The organism is Salipiger bermudensis (assembly GCF_017309175.1).
GTDB lineage: Bacteria > Pseudomonadota > Alphaproteobacteria > Rhodobacterales > Rhodobacteraceae > Salipiger > Salipiger bermudensis.
The window spans coordinates 174,347-190,981 of the sequence record NZ_JAEKJV010000005.1; the positions used below are offsets into that span (position 1 = coordinate 174,347).

Below are 16,635 nucleotides of genomic sequence, written 5' to 3' on the forward strand. Positions count from 1 at the left end.
CGGCTCAGGTCAGCGAGGAATGGCGGGTCGGCATCAGGTTCTGGTTCAGCTTGCCATCGCGGCTCAGCCGTTCCTTGGCGTTGTCGAAGCGTTCGTTCGATTTGCGGGTGTTGGCCTTGCAGGTGGGCTGCGGATCCTTGGCGCAGGCATTCTCGAACTGCTTCTCGACGCATTCCTTCCCAGCCTCGGCACATTCCGTGTCGACCACCGCCGACTGGTAGGCGGCGCAGTTGGTCAGCGCCTGCTTTGCGATATCGACGGCGTCGCCGATCGGGCGGGCGTTGTTGCCGAAACTGGCGTCAAAGAAATAGTGCATGTAGCCGTGGCCGCGCCCGGTGCTGAGCGACTTGACCTTCTTGTCGGCGGCGTATTCGTCGGCCTTCTTGGCGATCTTCTTTCCGGTGTCGCTCTGTCGCTCGGCCTGCGACTTGCCGCTCGACTTGCCGCCGACGCAGATCGCGCAGGCATCGTCGATGGGCGGGAAGCTCTCGTGGGCGGGCTTCGACTCGTCGCGGGTGCCGTCCCGGAGATATTCGTCCGGAATGATGTGGTGGGCCTCGCCGCCGCGCTCGTTGCACTTGTCCTTGATCTCGCCATAGCTGCCCACGAGGCAATTGTCGGTGTCGCGAAAGCCCGGCATCCCCGGCTTGCCGACGATCAGCCAGGGCGCATCGTTGCCGGTGTTGCTCTGGTGGTTGGTGGTGGCGAGGTCGGTGAAGCGCACCACGCCCTTGCCCTCGGCCTTGACGTCCATCGACCATTTCTGGGCATAGGCCTTGCCCATGTTCTTCGAGGTGATGATGCCCTTCTTCGGGGCGCAGCCGGCCTCGTCGCCCGAGATCTTGGAGTATTTCGAGCTGTTTTCCTGGCTGATCTCCTTGCCGCCGATCTTCACCGTGCCGGTGCCGGAGGTGAGGTCGCTGTCCATGCCGAAATTGGGGTAGGGGATCGGAACGCCCGGCGGGGTGGCCGGGGTCTGCGGCGGGGTGAAGCAGGTGTCGGGGAAGGCGGCGATGATCTTGCAGCCCTGCGCCTTGGCTGAGATTTCCAGACAGTTCGCGAAGACCGTCATGCCGCTGCCCTCGCCACAAGTGCGCCACAGGCGCCGTCATCTCCAGAGGCCTCGATCAGCACCGGGCCCTGCGGTCCGTAGCGCTTTTCGGCGGCTGCCAGCGCCCAGCCCAGCATCAGGGGCACCACTGCCGCGCCGATATTGCCGAGGCTCGCACCCACCGCCCAGATTGGCTGCACCGCGCTGCGTTTGCGCTGGGTGCGCATCATCGCCAGCGCGGTCTGGCGGAACCAGAAGCTTTCGCCCGGCAGGTCGCCGATCTTGAGCACGATGTCGGAATGCGCGAGCCCCGCCTCGGCGAAGGCGTCGGTATAGGCGCGCACCATGCCGTCGCCGCGCAGCGGCAGGTCGAACCCGTCGCTGTCCTTGCCATTGTAGATCGGCGCCGGCTCGCGCGAGAGGCCGAGCCCGGTGATCGCCAGTCCGCCCGGATGGCGGGCCGAACACAGCACCGCCGCCGCCGCCTCGCCGGGGATGAAACCGTCGGGGGTGGTGGGGGTGAGCAGCCGCGACTGCGAGCGGTACTGGCCGACCGCGGGTGCGCTGAGGTAGCTGTCGACGCCGAGGATCATCACGTAGTCCGAGCCGTCCGACAGCATCCGCCGCGCGGTCTGCAGAGCCACGAAGCCCGAGGGACGGCCATGCGGAACCAGCCGCACGCGCTGGCGGTCGGACAGGCGCACGATCTCTGCGATCATCCGCACGAAGGCGGAACCGTCGTTGACCAGTCGGCCCTGCCGGCTGTCCTCGGCGAGGCAGAGGATCAGGTCGGTCGTGTCCGCGGCCTCGGGCACGCGCTCGAAGACCTCGCAGATCGCCGCGGCGCACATGTGGGCCAGCCGCTTGGTGCCCATCCAGTTGCGCGGCATCGGCACAGGCGCGCCGACCAGCCACTCGCCGCCACCACGCGGGAATCGGGTCTCCTGGAAGCCGTCGAGCCGGGCACGCAGCGCGGCGCAGGAGGAGGGCGCGTCGAGCCCGACCGCCGTCACCATGCCCGAGGTCAGGATTTGCAGCGCGCCGCTCATTCGGAGGCCTCCCCGCCATCGCCGGAGCCCACGGCGCGGATATAGCGACGGCCCTCGCGCTTGGCGCGCGCCATGGCCTCGGTGGGCGGGCCGACCCAGGCCTCGGAAAACTCGAGGAAACCGCGCCGCATCGGCAGATCGACACGCCAGACCAGCGCGAACTTGCGCGCATCGGTGTCGAACAGCACCGTGTCGGGCAGCACCTCGCGGTCGAGGGCGGGCTGCGCGCCACGAAAGATCGTGAGCGGCAGCTCGCAGTCGATGAGCCGGAAGGACTCGCGCCCGCGATCGGTGAGGTTGAGCAGGATGACCTCGGTGCCCGAGCGCGGCGGAGGAACCTGCTGGTCGGGCGGGGCGCTCTGGTAGTAGCGCTCGTCGAAATCCTTGGGCAGGAACGGGAAGACGTTGTCCTGCCATGCCTGATCGTAGGTGCCGGCGTAGCGCCGACGCTGCGGCCAGCCGCGGCCATAGGGGCCAAGCGCCATGGGGGTGTAGCTGCCGAAGGGCGAGGAGATGTCCTCGTCGGAGGCCTGCGTATGGGGCAGCCTCATGCCGTTGATCCGCAGGTGGTTGCGCCGCGCCGCCCAGCCGGTGCCCACGGGGTTGTCGTCATAGGCGCCGGGCTCGGGATCCTCGGGGTCGAGCCTGTCGGTGCCGCCGAAGGCGTGGTCATAGCTGATCGGGTGGCGGCGGAACGGCGCCGGATCGGTGGCGACGAAGGCAGGCCCCACCGCCATCCAGTGCCGCTCCCCGAAGACATCGAAGGATTTCGACCACTGTCCCAGCCGGATGCCGACGCGCAGCTTGGTCGCGACCTCGCCGCGCGGGGCATGGGCGGCGCCGTTCACGATGACGTCGCAGCGGGCCTTGCGGAAGGCGAAGTCGGTCTCCCAGCGGCAGGCAGAAAGCCCCGGCTCGCCGTGATACTGGTCGGCATGGACCAGCGGTGCCTGCGTCTTGCTGGGCACCGGGGCGCCGCCCGCGGTGTCGGGGAAATCGAAGGTCCGTTTCACCACGAGCGACAGGTGGTCCCGGCCCGCCGGGTCCTGTCCCATGGTGAAGTCCGCTTCGCAGGGGAGTTGTCGGTAAATCTCCAAGTCGCCCTCGGGCTCCGTTGTCAGAACATGCAAAAATCAGTCGGTCTTCAATCGTCTTCTGCCCTCGGGAGCTCCGCGGAGGCGGTTGGGCGCGCGCATCGGGCGGTGTGAGGGGCCGCCGCGCCCGGAGGTGTCTTGCGCGGCCCGCATGACCGGGCCGCGACGCTCAGTTCAGCGCGCTGAACTCAATGCGCCGGTTGCGCGCCTTGTTGGCGGCGCTGGTGTTTTCAAGCAGCGGCTGCGCCTCGCCGTAGCCCACCACCAGCATGCGGCTCTCGGGAATGCCCTTGCCCTGCAGGTACTCCTTCACCGATGCCGCGCGCAGCTCGCTCAGCCGCAGGTTGGCGGCATCGCTGCCGTCGCTGTCGGTGTGGCCTGCAATCTCGATCTTCAGGTCCGGGCAACGGCTGACCACGTCGTAAAGGTTCTCGAGCAGGGGGACGCTCTCGGCGCTGAGCCGGGCGCTGCCGGCGCCGAAATAGATGTTGCCCGCCCGGCTCAGGATCTCGAAGCGTCCGATGCAGGCCTCGCGGTCGAACGCGCCCTTGGTCTCGAGCGCCGCAGAGGCGCCGCCGCCGGCAGCAACCCGCGTGACCTCCGCCGTTGCTACCGGGGTGCCGGGGCTCGAGCGGTTGAAGACGAAGTCGAAGCTGACCATGCCCACCGGCACGATGGTGACCTCGGCGGCTTCCTGCAGCTTCTGCCGGCCCTCTTCGAGGTTGAAATCGGCGAGCTTCAGCGCGATCGGCTTGGTGGTCGAGACATTGACCCGGTCGTTGTCGATCAGGGCGACGGCGACCTCGGCGCTGCGCTCCACGGTGACGCCGTGCAGATCGAGAGTGAACGGCACCTCGACCATCTTGCGCCGGGTCTGGTGCAGATCCTGCAGGGTCGCGGGATCGAGCTGGGCGGTGATCAATGCCTCGGGGTACTTGAAGGATTCGAAGAACAGGAAGCGCATGCGCACGTTGCGCAGGTCGACATGGGTGTCGACCGAGTCCATCAGCACCCGAATCTGCGCCTTTCCATCCTCGGTGATCAGGCCCGACAGGGTGGCAAAGCGGCTGTCCTCGGCCACGTCGCCCTTCTTGATCGACATGAAATTCAGCTCGGAGCCTTCGGCATCGAGGGTCCAGCCGTTCTCGAACGGGTCGATGGTCTGGGGCGTGGCGAGGGTCGCAATAAAAAGCAGAGCGGCCACGGAAACTAGAAAATCGAGACGAAACAAACGGGTTTTGGTACGAAACATAGTAATGACCTTCCCTGCGTGACGATATGAATGCTAGTATAGGGTCGGTTAGCGAATAAGATTATTATCCTGAATATTGGTCGCTCAGGCAACAACGGTTATCGGAAGCCCTTCACTTTCGCATCTCGCGAGCTTTCGGACCTCTCAAATCACACCGCGCGGGGCAGGTGCGATCATGCGTGAGCGGCACCAGACACAGAGATGACTGCATGGTTCTACGCACGCTCGTTTTCCCGATTGTCACGCTGCTCATCACGATGACCGGGGCGCTCCACGCCGAGAGCCGCATCGCGCTGGTCGTGGGCAATTCCGAGTATCAATCGGTGTCATCACTCGACAACGCCTCGAACGACGCGGGGCTGATCGCCTCGACCCTGAGCGGGCTCGGCTTCGACGTCCACGACCTGATCGATGCCGACCGCGAAGAGCTCACCCGTGGCATCGCGCAGTTCGGGCGGGCGCTGCGACAGGCCGGGCCCGAGGCCACGGGGCTGTTCTACTACGCAGGGCACGGGGTGCAGTCGTTTGGGGTGAATTACCTCCTGCCGGTCAGCGCCGAGCTCAGCGATGCCGCCGATCTCAGCCTCGTGGCGGTCGAGGTGCAGTCGGTTCTGCGGCAGATGTTCTCGGCCGGCAACCGCACCAACATCATGATCCTCGACGCCTGCCGCAACAATCCGTTCAGCAACATCCCGGAATTCAACGACAATGGCCTTGCCGAGATGAAGGCGCCCACCGGCACGTTCCTGGCCTATGCCACGGCACCCGGCGCGGTGGCGATGGATGGGGGCGGCGAAAACAGCCCCTTCACCCGCGCCATGGCGGACCTGATGCCGACTCCGGGCCTGCCGATCGAGCAGATGTTCAAGCAGGTCCGTGTCGAGGTACTGCGCGAGACCGGCGGCCTGCAGACGCCGTGGGACAGCTCGTCCTTGGTCGGAGATTTTTCCTTTGCCGAGGGCGAGAAACTGACCGCGCGCGACCTCGAGGCGCAGCAGTTCTGGGAGTCGATCAAGGACAGCCGTGACCCGGTGCAGATCATGCTGTTCCTGCGCGGCTACGGCGACACCGCCTTTGCCGGCGAGGCGCGCGGACTGCTGACCACGGTCATGGAAGAGGAGCTCGCGGGCGTCACCTCGGCCCAGCCCGAGGCCGCCCCCGAGGAACCGCCAGCCGACGAGCAGGCCTTGTTCGAGGCGGCGCAGGCGGCGGGCACGGTCGCGGCCTACGAGCGCTACCTCGCGGCGTTTCCGAACGGTACCTTCGCCGAGTTCGCCACGGGCGAGATTGCGGCCCTGCGCGACGCCTCGGGGCTCGATCCGGATGGCGATGGGCCGGTTCAGCCCGAGCCGGTGAGCGAAGCGCCAGCCGTGGCGGCGGGGGGGCCCGAGAACGAGACCATCACCTTCACCAGCGCCCTGATTTCCGACGACCCTGCACTCAACGGCCGCTCGATTGCCAATCTCATCGAGGCGACGCCGTTTTTTCCGCCAATCGAGGATCTGCCCGAGGAGTTCTGGAAGGGGCAAAGCTGCGGCAATTGCCACAACTGGACGCAGGAACGCATCTGCACGCAGGCGCAGACCTATGTCGGCGCGGGAGAGGAGGCGCTTCAAAAGAAGCACCCCCTCGGCGGCGCGTTCAAGCGCAAGCTGCAGACCTGGGCAGCCGCTGGCTGCGAGTGAGGCCTGAGCCTCAGTCGAGCGCCTTGTCGCTGCCGCCGGCGTCACCACGGACCCAGTAACCGGCGGCCTTGAGATGCTGCGCCGGATGACCGCGCTCCTTGAGGAAGTGCTGCTTGAGCGTCCGCGCAACCTGAGCCTCGGCGGCGATCCAGACAAAGCCCTTGCCCTCGGGCAGGTCGAGCGCCCGGACGGCGTCGAGCAGGGTGCCGGCCTCATGGGCCTCGGCGATCGGGCGGTGCACCCAGTGGCTCTGCAACGCGGCGCCGGTCTCGAATCGCTGCTCGTCCTCGGCGCCGGGCACGGCGGCAAGCGTGATGATCCGCGGCCCGGCGGGCGTTTCCTCGACGCGGCGTCCGATGGCGGGCAGGGCGGTCTCGTCTCCGATCAGCAGCCACCAGTCGAAGACCGGGGCGATCACTGCAGAGCCGCGCGGCCCACCGATGTTGAGCGTGTCGCCGGGCGCGGCCTTGATCGCCCAGTCCGTCGCCGGACCGGCATCGTGCACGGCGAAATCGAGCACCAGCTCGCAGCGCTCGATGTCGAAGCGGCGCGGCGTGTATTCGCGCATCTCGGGTTTCTCGTCGGTGCCGGGGAAGATCAGCTTGATGTGGTCGTCCGCTCCGAGGCTGGTGAAATCGGCGAGCTCCTCGCTGTGCAGCACCATGCGGATCATGTGCGGCGTGAGGTAGCCTGTCTCGCGCACCGTGAGGGTGCGGCGTTTGAGCTCGTGGCGGTGCCTCGTGATGATTTGGTCCATGGGAATTCCTGTGTCTGAATGGGGGCTTGCGGCGTCTAGTTCGCGCCGCTGGCAATCTCATGCGCGGTCTTGCGCAGCGTCTCGGTCAGGGCCTCGATCACCGCGGCGTCGTTGCCGCAGGCCGCGAGGCGCTGGCGCAGCGCCAGCTTGATGTCGTCCATCGCGGCCACGATCTCCTCGGGCGCGTTGGCGCGGTGATTGGGCGGAATGGTGCGGGTCAGCAGCTCGTCGGCGGCGGTGCGGTTGGCCTCGATGAAGGCCGCGCCCTCGGCGGTGATGCGCGACAGCTTGCGGGCGTTCTCGTCGGGCTCCACGGCGATGTAGCCCATCTCCTCGAGCCACGACAGGCTCGGGTAGATCACGCCGGGGCTGGGGCAGTAGCCGCCGTTGAAACGCTCTTCGATGGCCTTGATGATCTCGTAGCCGTGGCGCGGGCTCTGGGCGATCATCGCAAGGATCAGCAACCGCAGCTCACCATATTCGAACAGCCGCCTCGGGCCGCGTTTCGCTGGTCCCTTGTGGCGCTCGGATGAGGGCTTGGCATGAGGGCGGGCAGGCCCGGAGGGTTTGCGTTTCATCGCACGGGGTCCATGGCAGACTGAACTCGATATATCGTGACTTTAGATATATCGAGATGTGCGGTTCACACAAGACCCGGGCCCGCGGTCAGCAAACTCAGGCGAACGGAGCTAAGTGACTGTTTGGACGTGTAAAAGATGTGCGATTCGACCCCGTGTCAGGGCGCACGTTTACGTGAGCCGCGGCGCGGCGCCGGTCGGCTGTCTTGCGGCCAGTCAGCGGGCCGCCTGTCGGGTCAGGCCGTGATCAGGTAGAGCTGCACCGGTGCGGGTCGCTGGCGTTCGGCCAGCCGCTGCTTGGCGGTGGCGAACTTCACCCGCGCGGCCTCGAGCCGGACAAGCGCGCGGGCCCGGGTCTCGTAGAGTTCGCGCATCCGCGATCCGGGATCGCCGATCGCTGCGCGGTAGGGCCGCGCCCCGGTCGGAAACCATCGCTTCATGTCCGAAAGGGCAAGCGCCCAGGCGCGGTCTGCCTCGAGATAGCGCTCATATGTGAGGCGCAGGACCCGGCGTCGGGTCATCAGTTCTGACTGCATCGTCTCCTCCCTGAGTTCGGATCCAGTACGGAGGGAGTATAGCAGGGCGTCGGCCTCGCGCAAAATCGCATCTCGTCGCAGATGGGCTCCGGACATGAAAACGCCCGCATCCCGAGGAGGGGGATGCGGGCGTCGGCGGCCGGTCTTGGGGAGGAGATCAGACCAGCGCGAGGGAGAGCGCGGGGATGAAGGTGACCATCATCAGCGCGACCAGCAGGGCCAGCAGGAACGGCCAGCCGCGTTTGACGAACTCGGCAAACGGTGTCTCGGTCAGGTTGCAGACCAGCAGCATCACCGTGCCGACCGGCGGGGTCAGCGTGCCGAGCGCGAGGTTGAGGATCATCACGATGCCGAAATGCACCGGGTCGATCCCGAGCTGCATCACCACCGGCTTCAGCAGCGGCACGAGGATGATCAGCAGCGCGTTGCCCTCGATGAACATGCCCAGCATCAGCAGGATCACGTTGACGATGAGCAGGAACAGCCACGGGTTCTGGGTCAGCGACATGATCCACTCGGCCAGCGCAACGCCGGCCTGCTCGAGCGAGAAGATCCAGCCCAGCGCCGAGGACATCATGATCACCAGCAGCACCGCTGCGGTCTGTCGCGCGGTCTGGCTGAAGGCGTCGGTCAGGTCGCGGAGCTTCATCTCGCGATAGACGAAGAGACCGATCACGATGGTCACCACGGTGGCGATGGCGCCGGCCTCGGTCGGCGTGAAGATCGCCATCCGGATGCCGCCGATGATCACCAGGATCAGCAGGAAGGCGGGCCAGGCACTGGCCAGCGTGCTGGTCGTCTCCTTGGCGGTGGGCCAGGTGGTGCGCGAGGGCTTGTAGCCCTCTTTCTTGGCGACCCAGTAGGTCGCAGCGATCAGCAGCGCGGCACAGAGCAGGCCGGGCAGGATGCCGGCGACGAACATCGAGCCGATCGAGACATCGGCCACCAGCCCGTAGATGATCAGCGCGATGCCCGGCGGCAGGATCGGGGTGATCAGCGCCGAGGCGGCGGTGATGGCGGCGGCGGTGCCGCGGTTGTAGCCGGCCTTGAGCATGTCCGGCACCAGCATCCGGCACATCATCGCGGCGTCCGCGAGGTTCGAGGCCGAGAGCCCGCCCATCAGGGTCGAGAGCATGATGTTGGTGTGGCCAAGCCCGCCGGTAAGCTTGCCGACCAGCAGGTCGGCGACCTTGAGCAGCCGCGAGGCGATGCCGGTGGTGCCCAGAAGCGTGCCCAGCAGGATGAAGAACGGGATCGCCAGCAGCGACGGGTTCTGCGTCGGCGCGATCAGCCGCTGCACCGCGATCTGGATCGGGATCTGCTGGAAGAACAGGAAATAGCCGAGGATCGCCGCGAACATCGCGAGGTAGATCCGCATGTTCAGGGCAAACAGCAGGAACATGATGGGGATGATGATGAACCAGTCCATGTCGCGCGCCTCAGCCCAGATCTTCGGAAGTGTCGTCGACGGGCGTGACGGGGCGGTTCAGGATCAGCATCCCGACCTTCCACAGCATCACGAGCGCGATGCCGATGGCGCCCACGGTCACGGCGATGTCGATCCAGTACCACGACATGCGCAGGATCTGCGTCTTCTTCAGCGCGGCACTGTCGGCCAGCCGGTAGCCGAGCCATGCCATGTAGCCAAGCAGGCCCACCGAGGCGAGCCCGACGACGATGCCGAGCCAGCGGTTGAGCGTCTCGGGCAGCATCATGGTAACGACGTCGATCTTGAGGTGATGGTCCTCGATCTCGCAGGCGATGGCGCCGAAGAACACGATCCAGATCAGCAGGAACGCGGACATCTCCTCGGTCCACTGGATCGGATTGCCAAGCAGGTAGCGGGCGATCACGGCGGCGGCGGTGATCGCGATCAGCGCGAAGACCAGCAGGCCGGCCAGCGCCGAGACGAGTTTGTAGGAAAGCTTCACGAGGGACCTTCGGAATAGGGGCGGCCCGCGCGACAGAAATCGCGCGGGCCGGGATTGGATTACTGGCCGAGTTGCTCCTGGATCTCTTCATAGAGACCCTCGGACCACTCGGGGAACTGGTCGTAGACCGCCATGGCCTTTTCCTTGAACGGTGCCGTGTCGGGGTAGGTCACGGTCACGCCGGCGGCTTCCATGTCGGCGAGGATCTGCTCGTCGGCTTCCGCGGCGAGTTCCTGGCTGTAGAGGCCTGCCTCGTAGCCGGTCTCGTGCAGCATCTCGACGACTTCCGGGTCGAGCGTGTCGAAATAGGCCTGACCGCCCAGCCACAGCGACGTGTTCTGCAGGTAGGAGATCATCGACAGCTCCTTGGCCTGCTCGTGCAGCTTCTGGCCGAACAGCACCGGGAGCGGGTTCTCGACACCGTCGATCACGCCCTGGGTCAGCGCCGGGTAGACATCGCCCAGCGGCATCGGCGTCGGCGTGCCGCCCATCGCCTCGATGGCGCGGATCTGCATGATGTTGTTGGGCGTGCGGATCTTCATGCCCTCGAGGTCCGCCGGCGTCTCGACCTTCTTGGTCGAGAGCAGCTGGCGGGTGCCGTAGAGGTAGTTCTTGATCACGATGTGGATGCCCTGCTCCTGCAGCGCGGCCTCTTTTTCCTTGAACCAGTCGGATTCGTAGATGTCGAACAGGCTCTGTGCGTCCTCTGTGAGGTACGGTCCGAAGAGGATGCCGAGATCGGGGTCATAGTCGGTCAGGAAGCCCACGTCGGCGATGGTGATGACGTTGACGCCGAGCATGCCCTGCTCGATCACGTCCTTCTTGGCGCCGAGCTGCGAGGAGGGGTAGAGCTCGAGCACCACTTCGCCGTCGGAAGCCTCGGCCACGAGCTCTTTCCAGCGGTTCATCACGAGGTCCGCGGGCTCGCCCGGGTTGTTCTCGTAGGCGATGCGCACGGTGGTTTCCGCCAGTGCCGGCATTGCCAGCATCATCGCGGTGGTGGCGCCAAGCAGGGCCTTGGTGAGAGTTTTCATGGGTCTCCTCCGTATCACGGTTGTTGGGTCGGATGGGGGGTGCGCTGAACCGGCCAGATGGTGATCGGTTCGGAACGCTGCTCGCGGGAGGTCAGCCAACTGGCCAGAACCTCGCCGGAATGCTGGAAATGGTCGGAAAGTGCTGCGCCGAGTGCCGCGGTGTCATGGGCTTCGAGCGCCGCGATGATGCGGTCGTGCTGAGCCTTGGCGGTCGCGGTGTTGAGCTCCTGCGACTTGCCGACCTCGAGGTAGTATTTCAGCGGCACCGAGAGCACGTCGTACATGCGGCTCAGCACCGTGTTGCCGGCGGCCTTTACCAGTCCGTAATGGAAATCGTAATCCGCCTGCGCGGCTTCGGCGGCGGTCAGCGCGCTGACCATGCGGTCGTTGGCGGCGCGGATCGCGGCGAGCTGGTCTGGCGTGACATGGCAGATCATCAGCGGCGCCGCGCCGGTCTCGTTGATGCGGCGGAAGTTCAGCACGTCGGTGAAGCTGCGCGCCGAGGTGTCGAAATAGTCGGTCAGTTCCTGGAACATGATGCCGAAATCCGGCGTCCGCACCTTGGCGCCGCGCTTGGTCTTTTCGATCAGGGAAAGGGCTTCGAGGTGGATCATGGTCTCGCGGATGGTGTTGCGCGACACGTCGAACCGCTCCGCGAGCTCGCGCTCGTTGGGCATGAGATCGCCGGGCCGATAGCCTTCGGCAATCTCGCGGCGCAGAACGTCGCGTATCTCCTCCACTGTCGATTTGGCCACCTGCTCCTCCCACAGATCGTGACTTTGGTTGGACCATAGGGCCACAGAAAAAGCGTCGTCAAGCGGTCATAATCCTGTTTGCGCAAACATCACGGGGAGGTCAGGACCAGTTGACCGAGGCGAGCAGGGTCTCTCGTGCGGTCTGCAGATGCTGGTCGAACGCCTCGCGCGCCTCGTCGCTGCGGCCCTGCAAAACCGCTTGAATGACAGCGAGATGCTCGCGGATCGCCTCGCGGTTCCGCACCGTCTCGTCGCGCTTGTTCCACTGGTAATGGTAGTGGACGATGATCGAGATCCGGTGCGCGAACTCATCGTAGAAGCGGTTGCGCGCGGCGGCGCAGACCAGCCGGTGAAACCGCGCGTCGAGGGCGGGAAACTCGGTCATCGCCGAATCGTCGCGGGCGAGAAGATTGATGTGCAGCCGCTCCATCTCGACCATGCGGGGCAGGGCGGGATGGTCGGGGTCGGCACAGAGCCGGCGCATCGCCTCGCGCTCGATCAGCTCGCGCATGTCGCACATCTCGAGCGCGTAGTCGCGGGTGAAACCGCGAAACGTCCAGTGTTTGTTGGGGTTCTTCTCGACCAGCCCGCTGACGCGGAAGTTCTGCAGCAGGTCGCGCACCAGCGCCACCGAGATGCCAAGCTGTCGCGCCAGCTCGCTTTCGTGGATCTGCGCATTGGGCGGCAGATCGGTGCGCAGGATCCATTCGTGGAACTGATGCTCGGCGCGCTCGGCCGGCAGCGCCACGTCTTCGGGCGGGAACCGGTCGGCCACGGTGGGCGCCCTCAGGAGCACCTTGCGGCGCCCTTCCCATTCGAGAATCCCGAGGCCTGCCAGATGCGACAGCACGTTGCGCGCGGTGGTGCGCGAGATCGCGAGCTGCTCGCAGAGCTCGGCCTCGGTGCCAAGCTCGCTGCCCGGCTCAAGCCCGGAAAACAGGTCCATCGCCTGGTTGGTGGCGGCCTTGAAGGTCTGGTTCTGTCGCGACATCTTGCGCGCCTTCCCGGATGATCCGTATTTCAACTTGAGCTGAATGTATTTTATTTATAAAAAACCGTAAAGGGGCGCGCGACTCCCTGATCGCTTCCGCGCGCCTTCAGCCGACGGAGGATTCCCATGACCGCGACCGAAATGAAGGCTCTGCTCTGCGACGAGCCGGGCAAACTGACCTGCGTGACCCGCCCGCGTCCCGAGGACAAGCCGGGCCATCTGCGCATCCGCATCGAGGCCATCGGCATCTGCGGCACCGATTACCACATCTACGGCGGCAACCAGCCCTTCCTGCAATACCCGCGCGTCATGGGTCACGAGCTCTCGGCCCGCGCCATGGCCGACAGCGCCGACGGTCGCATCAAGGAAGGCGACCTCGTGGTCGTGAACCCCTATCTCACCTGCGGCAAGTGCCGCGCCTGCACCATCGGCAAGCCCAATTGCTGCGAGAACATCGCGGTGCTGGGCGTGCACACGGATGGCGGCATGTGCGAGGAGATCGTCGTGCCCGAGGGCAACCTCTACCCGGCCGGCGACCTGAGCCCGCAGGCGGCGGCCATGGTCGAGTTCCTCGCCATCGGCGCGCACGGCGTGCGCCGCTCGGGGCTGGGTGAGGGCGTGACCGCGCTGATCGTCGGGGCTGGCCCGATCGGCGTGGGGGCAGGGCTCTTCGCCCACATCGCCGGCGCCGAGGTCACCCTGCGCGACACCTCGCCGGACCGGCTGGCGCTGGCCAAGGAGATCATCCCGGCCGCCAAGACCGAGCTGGTCTCGGAGATGGCCGACACGCTCTATGATAACGTCTTCGACGCCACCGGTAATATCGGCGCGATGAATGCCGGTCTGACCTATCTCGCCCATGGCGGCAACTACGTGCTGCTCTCGGTGGTGAAGGGCGACCTGAGCTTTGCCGACCCGGAATTCCACAAGCGCGAGACCACACTCTTCGCCAGCCGCAACGCGCTCAAGGTCGATTTCGAGCACGTCATGGACTGCATGGCCAAGGGGCTGGTCCCGGTTGACAAGATCGGCACCCACCGCACCACCATCGAGGGCGCGGTCGAGGATCTGCCGAAATGGGCCGAGGACCGTGGCAGCGTGGTCAAGGCGCTGATCGAGGTGACTGCATGAGCGACGTGAAAACCCCCATCGTGCAGTTCGGCACGTCGCGCTTCCTGCAGGCGCATGCCGATCTGTTTTTCTCCGAAGGCACGCCCGCGCGCGCCATCACCGTGGTGCAGAGCTCGGGCGATCCCGCCCGCGCCGCGCGGCTCGGAGCGCTGGCCGCCGAGGGCGGTTTCCCGGTGCGTGTGCGCGGCCAGCAGGACGGCAAGGTCGTTGATGAAGAGCGCCGCGTGACCTCGGTCAGGCGCACGCTCTCGACAGCCTCCGACTGGGCCGAGCTGTCGCGCGTTGTCACCGAGGAGGCCGAGGCCATCCTGTCGAACACCGGCGACTCGGGCTATGAGCCCAAGCCCGCCGACGATCAGGCGCGGCCGGATCAGGCGATGTCCTATCCGGCCAAGCTGTTCCACCTGCTGGCGGCGCGCCAGGCGGGCGGGGGCAAGCCGCTCACCGTCTTCCCGATGGAACTGATCCCCAACAACGGCAAGGTCCTGAAGGCGCGCGTGCTCGAGATCGCCGCCGGCCAGAAAGCCGACCCGCTGCTGATCGAGTGGCTGGACGCCTGTCTGTGGGTGAACAGCCTCGTGGACCGCATCGTCTCCGAACCCATCGATCCGGTGGGCGCGGTGGCCGAGCCGTATGCGCTCTGGGCCATCGAGGCGCAGGACGGGCTCGAGCTGCCGGTGGTACACCCCTCGGTGCAGCTGGTCGAGGATCTCGAGGAGATCGAGCGGCTGAAGCTGCACATCCTCAACCTTGGCCACACCGCGATGGCGTCGTTCTGGATGGCAGGCGCAGCCGATCCCGACGCCATCGTGCGCGATCTGCTTGCGGGCGAGGTCGGTGAGCAGGTGAAAGACGTGATGACGACGGAAGTGCTGCCGGGCTTTGCCCTGCGCGGACTGGGCGACAACGCCGAGGTCTATCTGGCAGTGACGCTGGAGCGCTTCGCCAACCCGTTCCTCGACCATCGCATCGCCGACATCGCGCAGAACCACGGCCAGAAGCTCGAGCGCCGCATCGGCGCGTTCCTCGCATGGGTCCGCGAAGTGCAGCCCGACTATGCCGCGCCCACGCTCGATGCGCTTTGTGCGCGCGAGGAGGCCTGACATGGGGGCTCCCACGATCATGGTGCTCGACCCCACGGATACCGTGGCCGTCGTGCTTTCCGACATGGAGGCCGGTGAGACCCGCGATGGCCTCACCGCGCAGGAGCCGATCCCGCGCGGCCACAAGATCGCCCGCAAGGCGATGGCCGCCGGTGAGCCGGTGCTGAAATACGGGCAGGTGATGGCGGTGGCGAGTCGCGACATTGCCGTGGGCGACCATGTGCACGTGCAGAACTGCGCGCTGCCCGAGGGAAGTCACGGCGTCAGCGCCGTGCAGGCGCGGCTGCCGGAAGCACCGGCGCGCACCACCTTCCAGGGCTTCGCCCGCCCTGACGGGCGGGTGGGCACGCGCAACTATATCGGGGTGATCGCCTCGGTGAACTGCTCGACCACGGTCTGCGACGCCATCGCCGCCGAGGCGAACCGCACGTTGCTGCCGAAATATCCCAACGTGGACGGCTTCGCGCCCATCGTCCACGATCAGGGCTGTGGCATGGCCAACCAGGGCGAGGGGTTCGACGCGCTTGTCCGCACCCTCAAGGGGTATCGCGACCATCCGAATTTCGGCGGCGTGCTGATCATCGGCCTTGGTTGCGAGGTCAACCAGCTGACGCTCTACAAGCCGACCGAGTGGACCAAGGAGCGCTTCAAGACCTTCAACATCCAGGAGGTCGGCGGGTCGCGCTCGGCGGTGAAGCGGGCGCTGGAACTGCTCGAGCCGATTGCCGCGATGGCCAACGCGGATACGCGCAGCGAGCAGCCGGTTTCGGCCCTGACGCTCGGGATGCAATGCGGGGGCTCTGACGGGTTCTCGGGGATCACCGCCAACCCGGCGCTCGGCGTGGCCTCGGACATGCTCGTCGCCGCGGGCGGCACCTCGATCCTGTCGGAAACGCCGGAGATCTACGGCGCCGAGCATCTGCTGATCGCGCGCGCCGACGAGGGCACCGGCCACAAGATCGAGGACATGATCGCGTGGTGGCGCGACTACGCCACCAAGAACGGCGCCTCGCTCGACAACAACCCCAGCCCCGGCAACAAGAAGGGCGGTCTGACGACCATTCTCGAGAAATCTCTGGGGGCTGTGGCCAAGGGCGGTCTCGCGCCTTTGGCCGGGGCTTATGCCTATTCCGAGAAGATCGACCGGCACGGCTTTGTCTACATGGACAGCCCCGGCTACGATCCGGTGGCGGCGACCGGGCAGGTGGCCTCTGGGGCGAACCTCATCGCCTTCACCACAGGGCGCGGCTCGTGCTTCGGTGCCAAGCCCGCGCCGTCGATCAAGCTGGCGTCGAACTCGGATCTGGCGCGCTCGATGCCCGAGGATATCGACATCGATTGCGGCGGCGTGGTCGAGCAGGGCGTGTCGCTGACCGAGATGGGCCAGCGGATCTATGACCTGCTGCTCGACACCGCCTCGGGCAAGAAGACCATGTCGGAAGAGTTCGGCTACGGCGACAACGAGTTCGTGCCTTGGAAGATCGGCGCGGTGCTTTAGGGCGCGACCAGACGGATGCTTTCGAGAGGCGCGGTGCGCGGAGCGCCGCGCCTCTTGCTTGTCGGTTTCCTTGAAGATTGGCAGATGCTGTTGCTGGGGGCTGAGCCCGTCGGGTGCGGACCCAAGCCGCAGGCGATAGGTGCGAACAAGCGTGACTGCGGACTATCGTGACGACGGTGACGCCCGACGC

16 protein-coding genes are annotated in these 16,635 nt (G+C 66.2%); 4 read left to right on the forward strand and 12 right to left on the reverse strand.

Annotated features, from left to right (window positions below):
- Positions 1-4: 4 nt before the first annotated feature.
- From JF542_RS08795 to JF542_RS08810, 4 genes are all read right to left on the reverse strand, one after another.
- Entirely contained in the window at positions 5-1,072 is a 1,068-nt protein-coding gene (locus JF542_RS08795) for a DUF4150 domain-containing protein (RefSeq protein ID WP_007799527.1), read from the reverse strand.
- Entirely contained in the window at positions 1,069-2,100 is a 1,032-nt protein-coding gene (locus tag JF542_RS08800) for a 3-oxoacyl-ACP synthase (RefSeq protein ID WP_207075557.1), read from the reverse strand. The genes JF542_RS08795 and JF542_RS08800 overlap by 4 nt, the downstream gene beginning before the upstream one ends.
- Positions 2,097-3,155: a DUF2169 family type VI secretion system accessory protein gene (locus tag JF542_RS08805; protein WP_207075558.1), complete on the reverse strand. Its 1,059-nt coding sequence runs from the start codon at positions 3,153-3,155 to the stop codon at positions 2,097-2,099. The genes JF542_RS08800 and JF542_RS08805 overlap by 4 nt, the downstream gene beginning before the upstream one ends.
- A gap of 208 nt (positions 3,156-3,363) precedes the next feature.
- Entirely contained in the window at positions 3,364-4,446 is a 1,083-nt protein-coding gene (locus tag JF542_RS08810) for an OmpA family protein (RefSeq protein ID WP_207075559.1), read from the reverse strand.
- Positions 4,447-4,655: 209 nt separating this feature from the next.
- Between JF542_RS08810 and JF542_RS08815 the strand changes: the two genes are divergently transcribed.
- Positions 4,656-6,131 carry a caspase family protein gene (locus tag JF542_RS08815; protein WP_207075560.1) on the forward strand — a complete coding sequence of 492 codons (1,476 nt, stop codon included), beginning with the start codon at positions 4,656-4,658 and terminating at the stop codon, positions 6,129-6,131.
- 10 nt (positions 6,132-6,141) lie between these two features.
- Here the strand turns inward: JF542_RS08815 and JF542_RS08820 are convergent, their stop codons facing one another.
- The 8 genes from JF542_RS08820 to JF542_RS08855 form a co-directional block, all read right to left on the reverse strand.
- Positions 6,142-6,888 carry a siderophore-interacting protein gene (locus JF542_RS08820; RefSeq protein WP_207075561.1) on the reverse strand — a complete coding sequence of 249 codons (747 nt, stop codon included), beginning with the start codon at positions 6,886-6,888 and terminating at the stop codon, positions 6,142-6,144.
- A 35-nt stretch (positions 6,889-6,923) separates the two neighbouring features.
- Positions 6,924-7,466: a PadR family transcriptional regulator gene (locus tag JF542_RS08825; protein ID WP_207075562.1), complete on the reverse strand. Its 543-nt coding sequence runs from the start codon at positions 7,464-7,466 to the stop codon at positions 6,924-6,926.
- 236 nt (positions 7,467-7,702) lie between these two features.
- Positions 7,703-8,002, reverse strand: a complete 300-nt coding sequence (locus JF542_RS08830) for a hypothetical protein (RefSeq protein ID WP_007799540.1) — start codon at positions 8,000-8,002, stop codon at positions 7,703-7,705.
- Between the two features lie 157 nt (positions 8,003-8,159).
- Positions 8,160-9,431 (reverse strand): TRAP transporter large permease, encoded by a 1,272-nt coding sequence (locus tag JF542_RS08835; RefSeq protein WP_207075563.1) that lies wholly within the window; start codon positions 9,429-9,431, stop codon positions 8,160-8,162.
- 10 nt (positions 9,432-9,441) lie between these two features.
- Positions 9,442-9,933, reverse strand: a complete 492-nt coding sequence (locus JF542_RS08840) for a TRAP transporter small permease subunit (RefSeq protein ID WP_207075564.1) — start codon at positions 9,931-9,933, stop codon at positions 9,442-9,444.
- A 59-nt stretch (positions 9,934-9,992) separates the two neighbouring features.
- A complete protein-coding gene (locus tag JF542_RS08845; protein ID WP_007799546.1) occupies positions 9,993-10,967 on the reverse strand; it encodes a C4-dicarboxylate TRAP transporter substrate-binding protein in 975 nt (324 codons plus the stop codon).
- Positions 10,968-10,981: 14 nt separating this feature from the next.
- Positions 10,982-11,722 carry a FadR/GntR family transcriptional regulator gene (locus tag JF542_RS08850; RefSeq protein WP_207075565.1) on the reverse strand — a complete coding sequence of 247 codons (741 nt, stop codon included), beginning with the start codon at positions 11,720-11,722 and terminating at the stop codon, positions 10,982-10,984.
- Between the two features lie 100 nt (positions 11,723-11,822).
- Positions 11,823-12,713 carry a GntR family transcriptional regulator gene (locus JF542_RS08855; protein ID WP_207075566.1) on the reverse strand — a complete coding sequence of 297 codons (891 nt, stop codon included), beginning with the start codon at positions 12,711-12,713 and terminating at the stop codon, positions 11,823-11,825.
- A 126-nt stretch (positions 12,714-12,839) separates the two neighbouring features.
- Here JF542_RS08855 and JF542_RS08860 point away from each other — a divergent pair, with 126 nt between their 5' ends.
- The 3 genes from JF542_RS08860 to JF542_RS08870 are packed head-to-tail and all read left to right on the forward strand — an operon-like array spanning position 12,840 to position 16,445.
- Positions 12,840-13,844: a zinc-binding alcohol dehydrogenase family protein gene (locus JF542_RS08860; RefSeq protein WP_207075567.1), complete on the forward strand. Its 1,005-nt coding sequence runs from the start codon at positions 12,840-12,842 to the stop codon at positions 13,842-13,844.
- Positions 13,841-14,947 carry a mannitol dehydrogenase family protein gene (locus JF542_RS08865; protein WP_207075568.1) on the forward strand — a complete coding sequence of 369 codons (1,107 nt, stop codon included), beginning with the start codon at positions 13,841-13,843 and terminating at the stop codon, positions 14,945-14,947. The genes JF542_RS08860 and JF542_RS08865 overlap by 4 nt, the downstream gene beginning before the upstream one ends.
- 1 nt (position 14,948) lies before the next feature.
- The gene (locus JF542_RS08870; RefSeq protein ID WP_207075569.1) at positions 14,949-16,445 is read left to right on the forward strand and encodes a UxaA family hydrolase; all 1,497 of its coding nucleotides are present in this window, start codon (positions 14,949-14,951) and stop codon (positions 16,443-16,445) included.
- Positions 16,446-16,635 lie beyond the last annotated feature (190 nt).

What these genes read in the sequence shown, in the direction of transcription:
- JF542_RS08795 (WP_007799527.1), bottom strand. Translation starts at nt 1,072, where the DNA reads ATGACGGTCTTCGCGAACTGTCTGGAAATCTCAGCCAAGGCGCAGGGC.
- JF542_RS08800 (WP_207075557.1), bottom strand. Translation starts at nt 2,100, where the DNA reads ATGAGCGGCGCGCTGCAAATCCTGACCTCGGGCATGGTGACGGCGGTC.
- JF542_RS08805 (WP_207075558.1), bottom strand. Translation starts at nt 3,155, where the DNA reads ATGGGACAGGACCCGGCGGGCCGGGACCACCTGTCGCTCGTGGTGAAA.
- JF542_RS08810 (WP_207075559.1), bottom strand. Translation starts at nt 4,446, where the DNA reads ATGTTTCGTACCAAAACCCGTTTGTTTCGTCTCGATTTTCTAGTTTCC.
- JF542_RS08815 (WP_207075560.1), top strand. Translation starts at nt 4,656, where the DNA reads ATGGTTCTACGCACGCTCGTTTTCCCGATTGTCACGCTGCTCATCACG.
- JF542_RS08820 (WP_207075561.1), bottom strand. Translation starts at nt 6,888, where the DNA reads ATGGACCAAATCATCACGAGGCACCGCCACGAGCTCAAACGCCGCACC.
- JF542_RS08825 (WP_207075562.1), bottom strand. Translation starts at nt 7,466, where the DNA reads ATGAAACGCAAACCCTCCGGGCCTGCCCGCCCTCATGCCAAGCCCTCA.
- JF542_RS08830 (WP_007799540.1), bottom strand. Translation starts at nt 8,002, where the DNA reads ATGCAGTCAGAACTGATGACCCGACGCCGGGTCCTGCGCCTCACATAT.
- JF542_RS08835 (WP_207075563.1), bottom strand. Translation starts at nt 9,431, where the DNA reads ATGGACTGGTTCATCATCATCCCCATCATGTTCCTGCTGTTTGCCCTG.
- JF542_RS08845 (WP_007799546.1), bottom strand. Translation starts at nt 10,967, where the DNA reads ATGAAAACTCTCACCAAGGCCCTGCTTGGCGCCACCACCGCGATGATG.
- JF542_RS08855 (WP_207075566.1), bottom strand. Translation starts at nt 12,713, where the DNA reads ATGTCGCGACAGAACCAGACCTTCAAGGCCGCCACCAACCAGGCGATG.
- JF542_RS08860 (WP_207075567.1), top strand. Translation starts at nt 12,840, where the DNA reads ATGACCGCGACCGAAATGAAGGCTCTGCTCTGCGACGAGCCGGGCAAA.
- JF542_RS08865 (WP_207075568.1), top strand. Translation starts at nt 13,841, where the DNA reads ATGAGCGACGTGAAAACCCCCATCGTGCAGTTCGGCACGTCGCGCTTC.
- JF542_RS08870 (WP_207075569.1), top strand. Translation starts at nt 14,949, where the DNA reads ATGGGGGCTCCCACGATCATGGTGCTCGACCCCACGGATACCGTGGCC.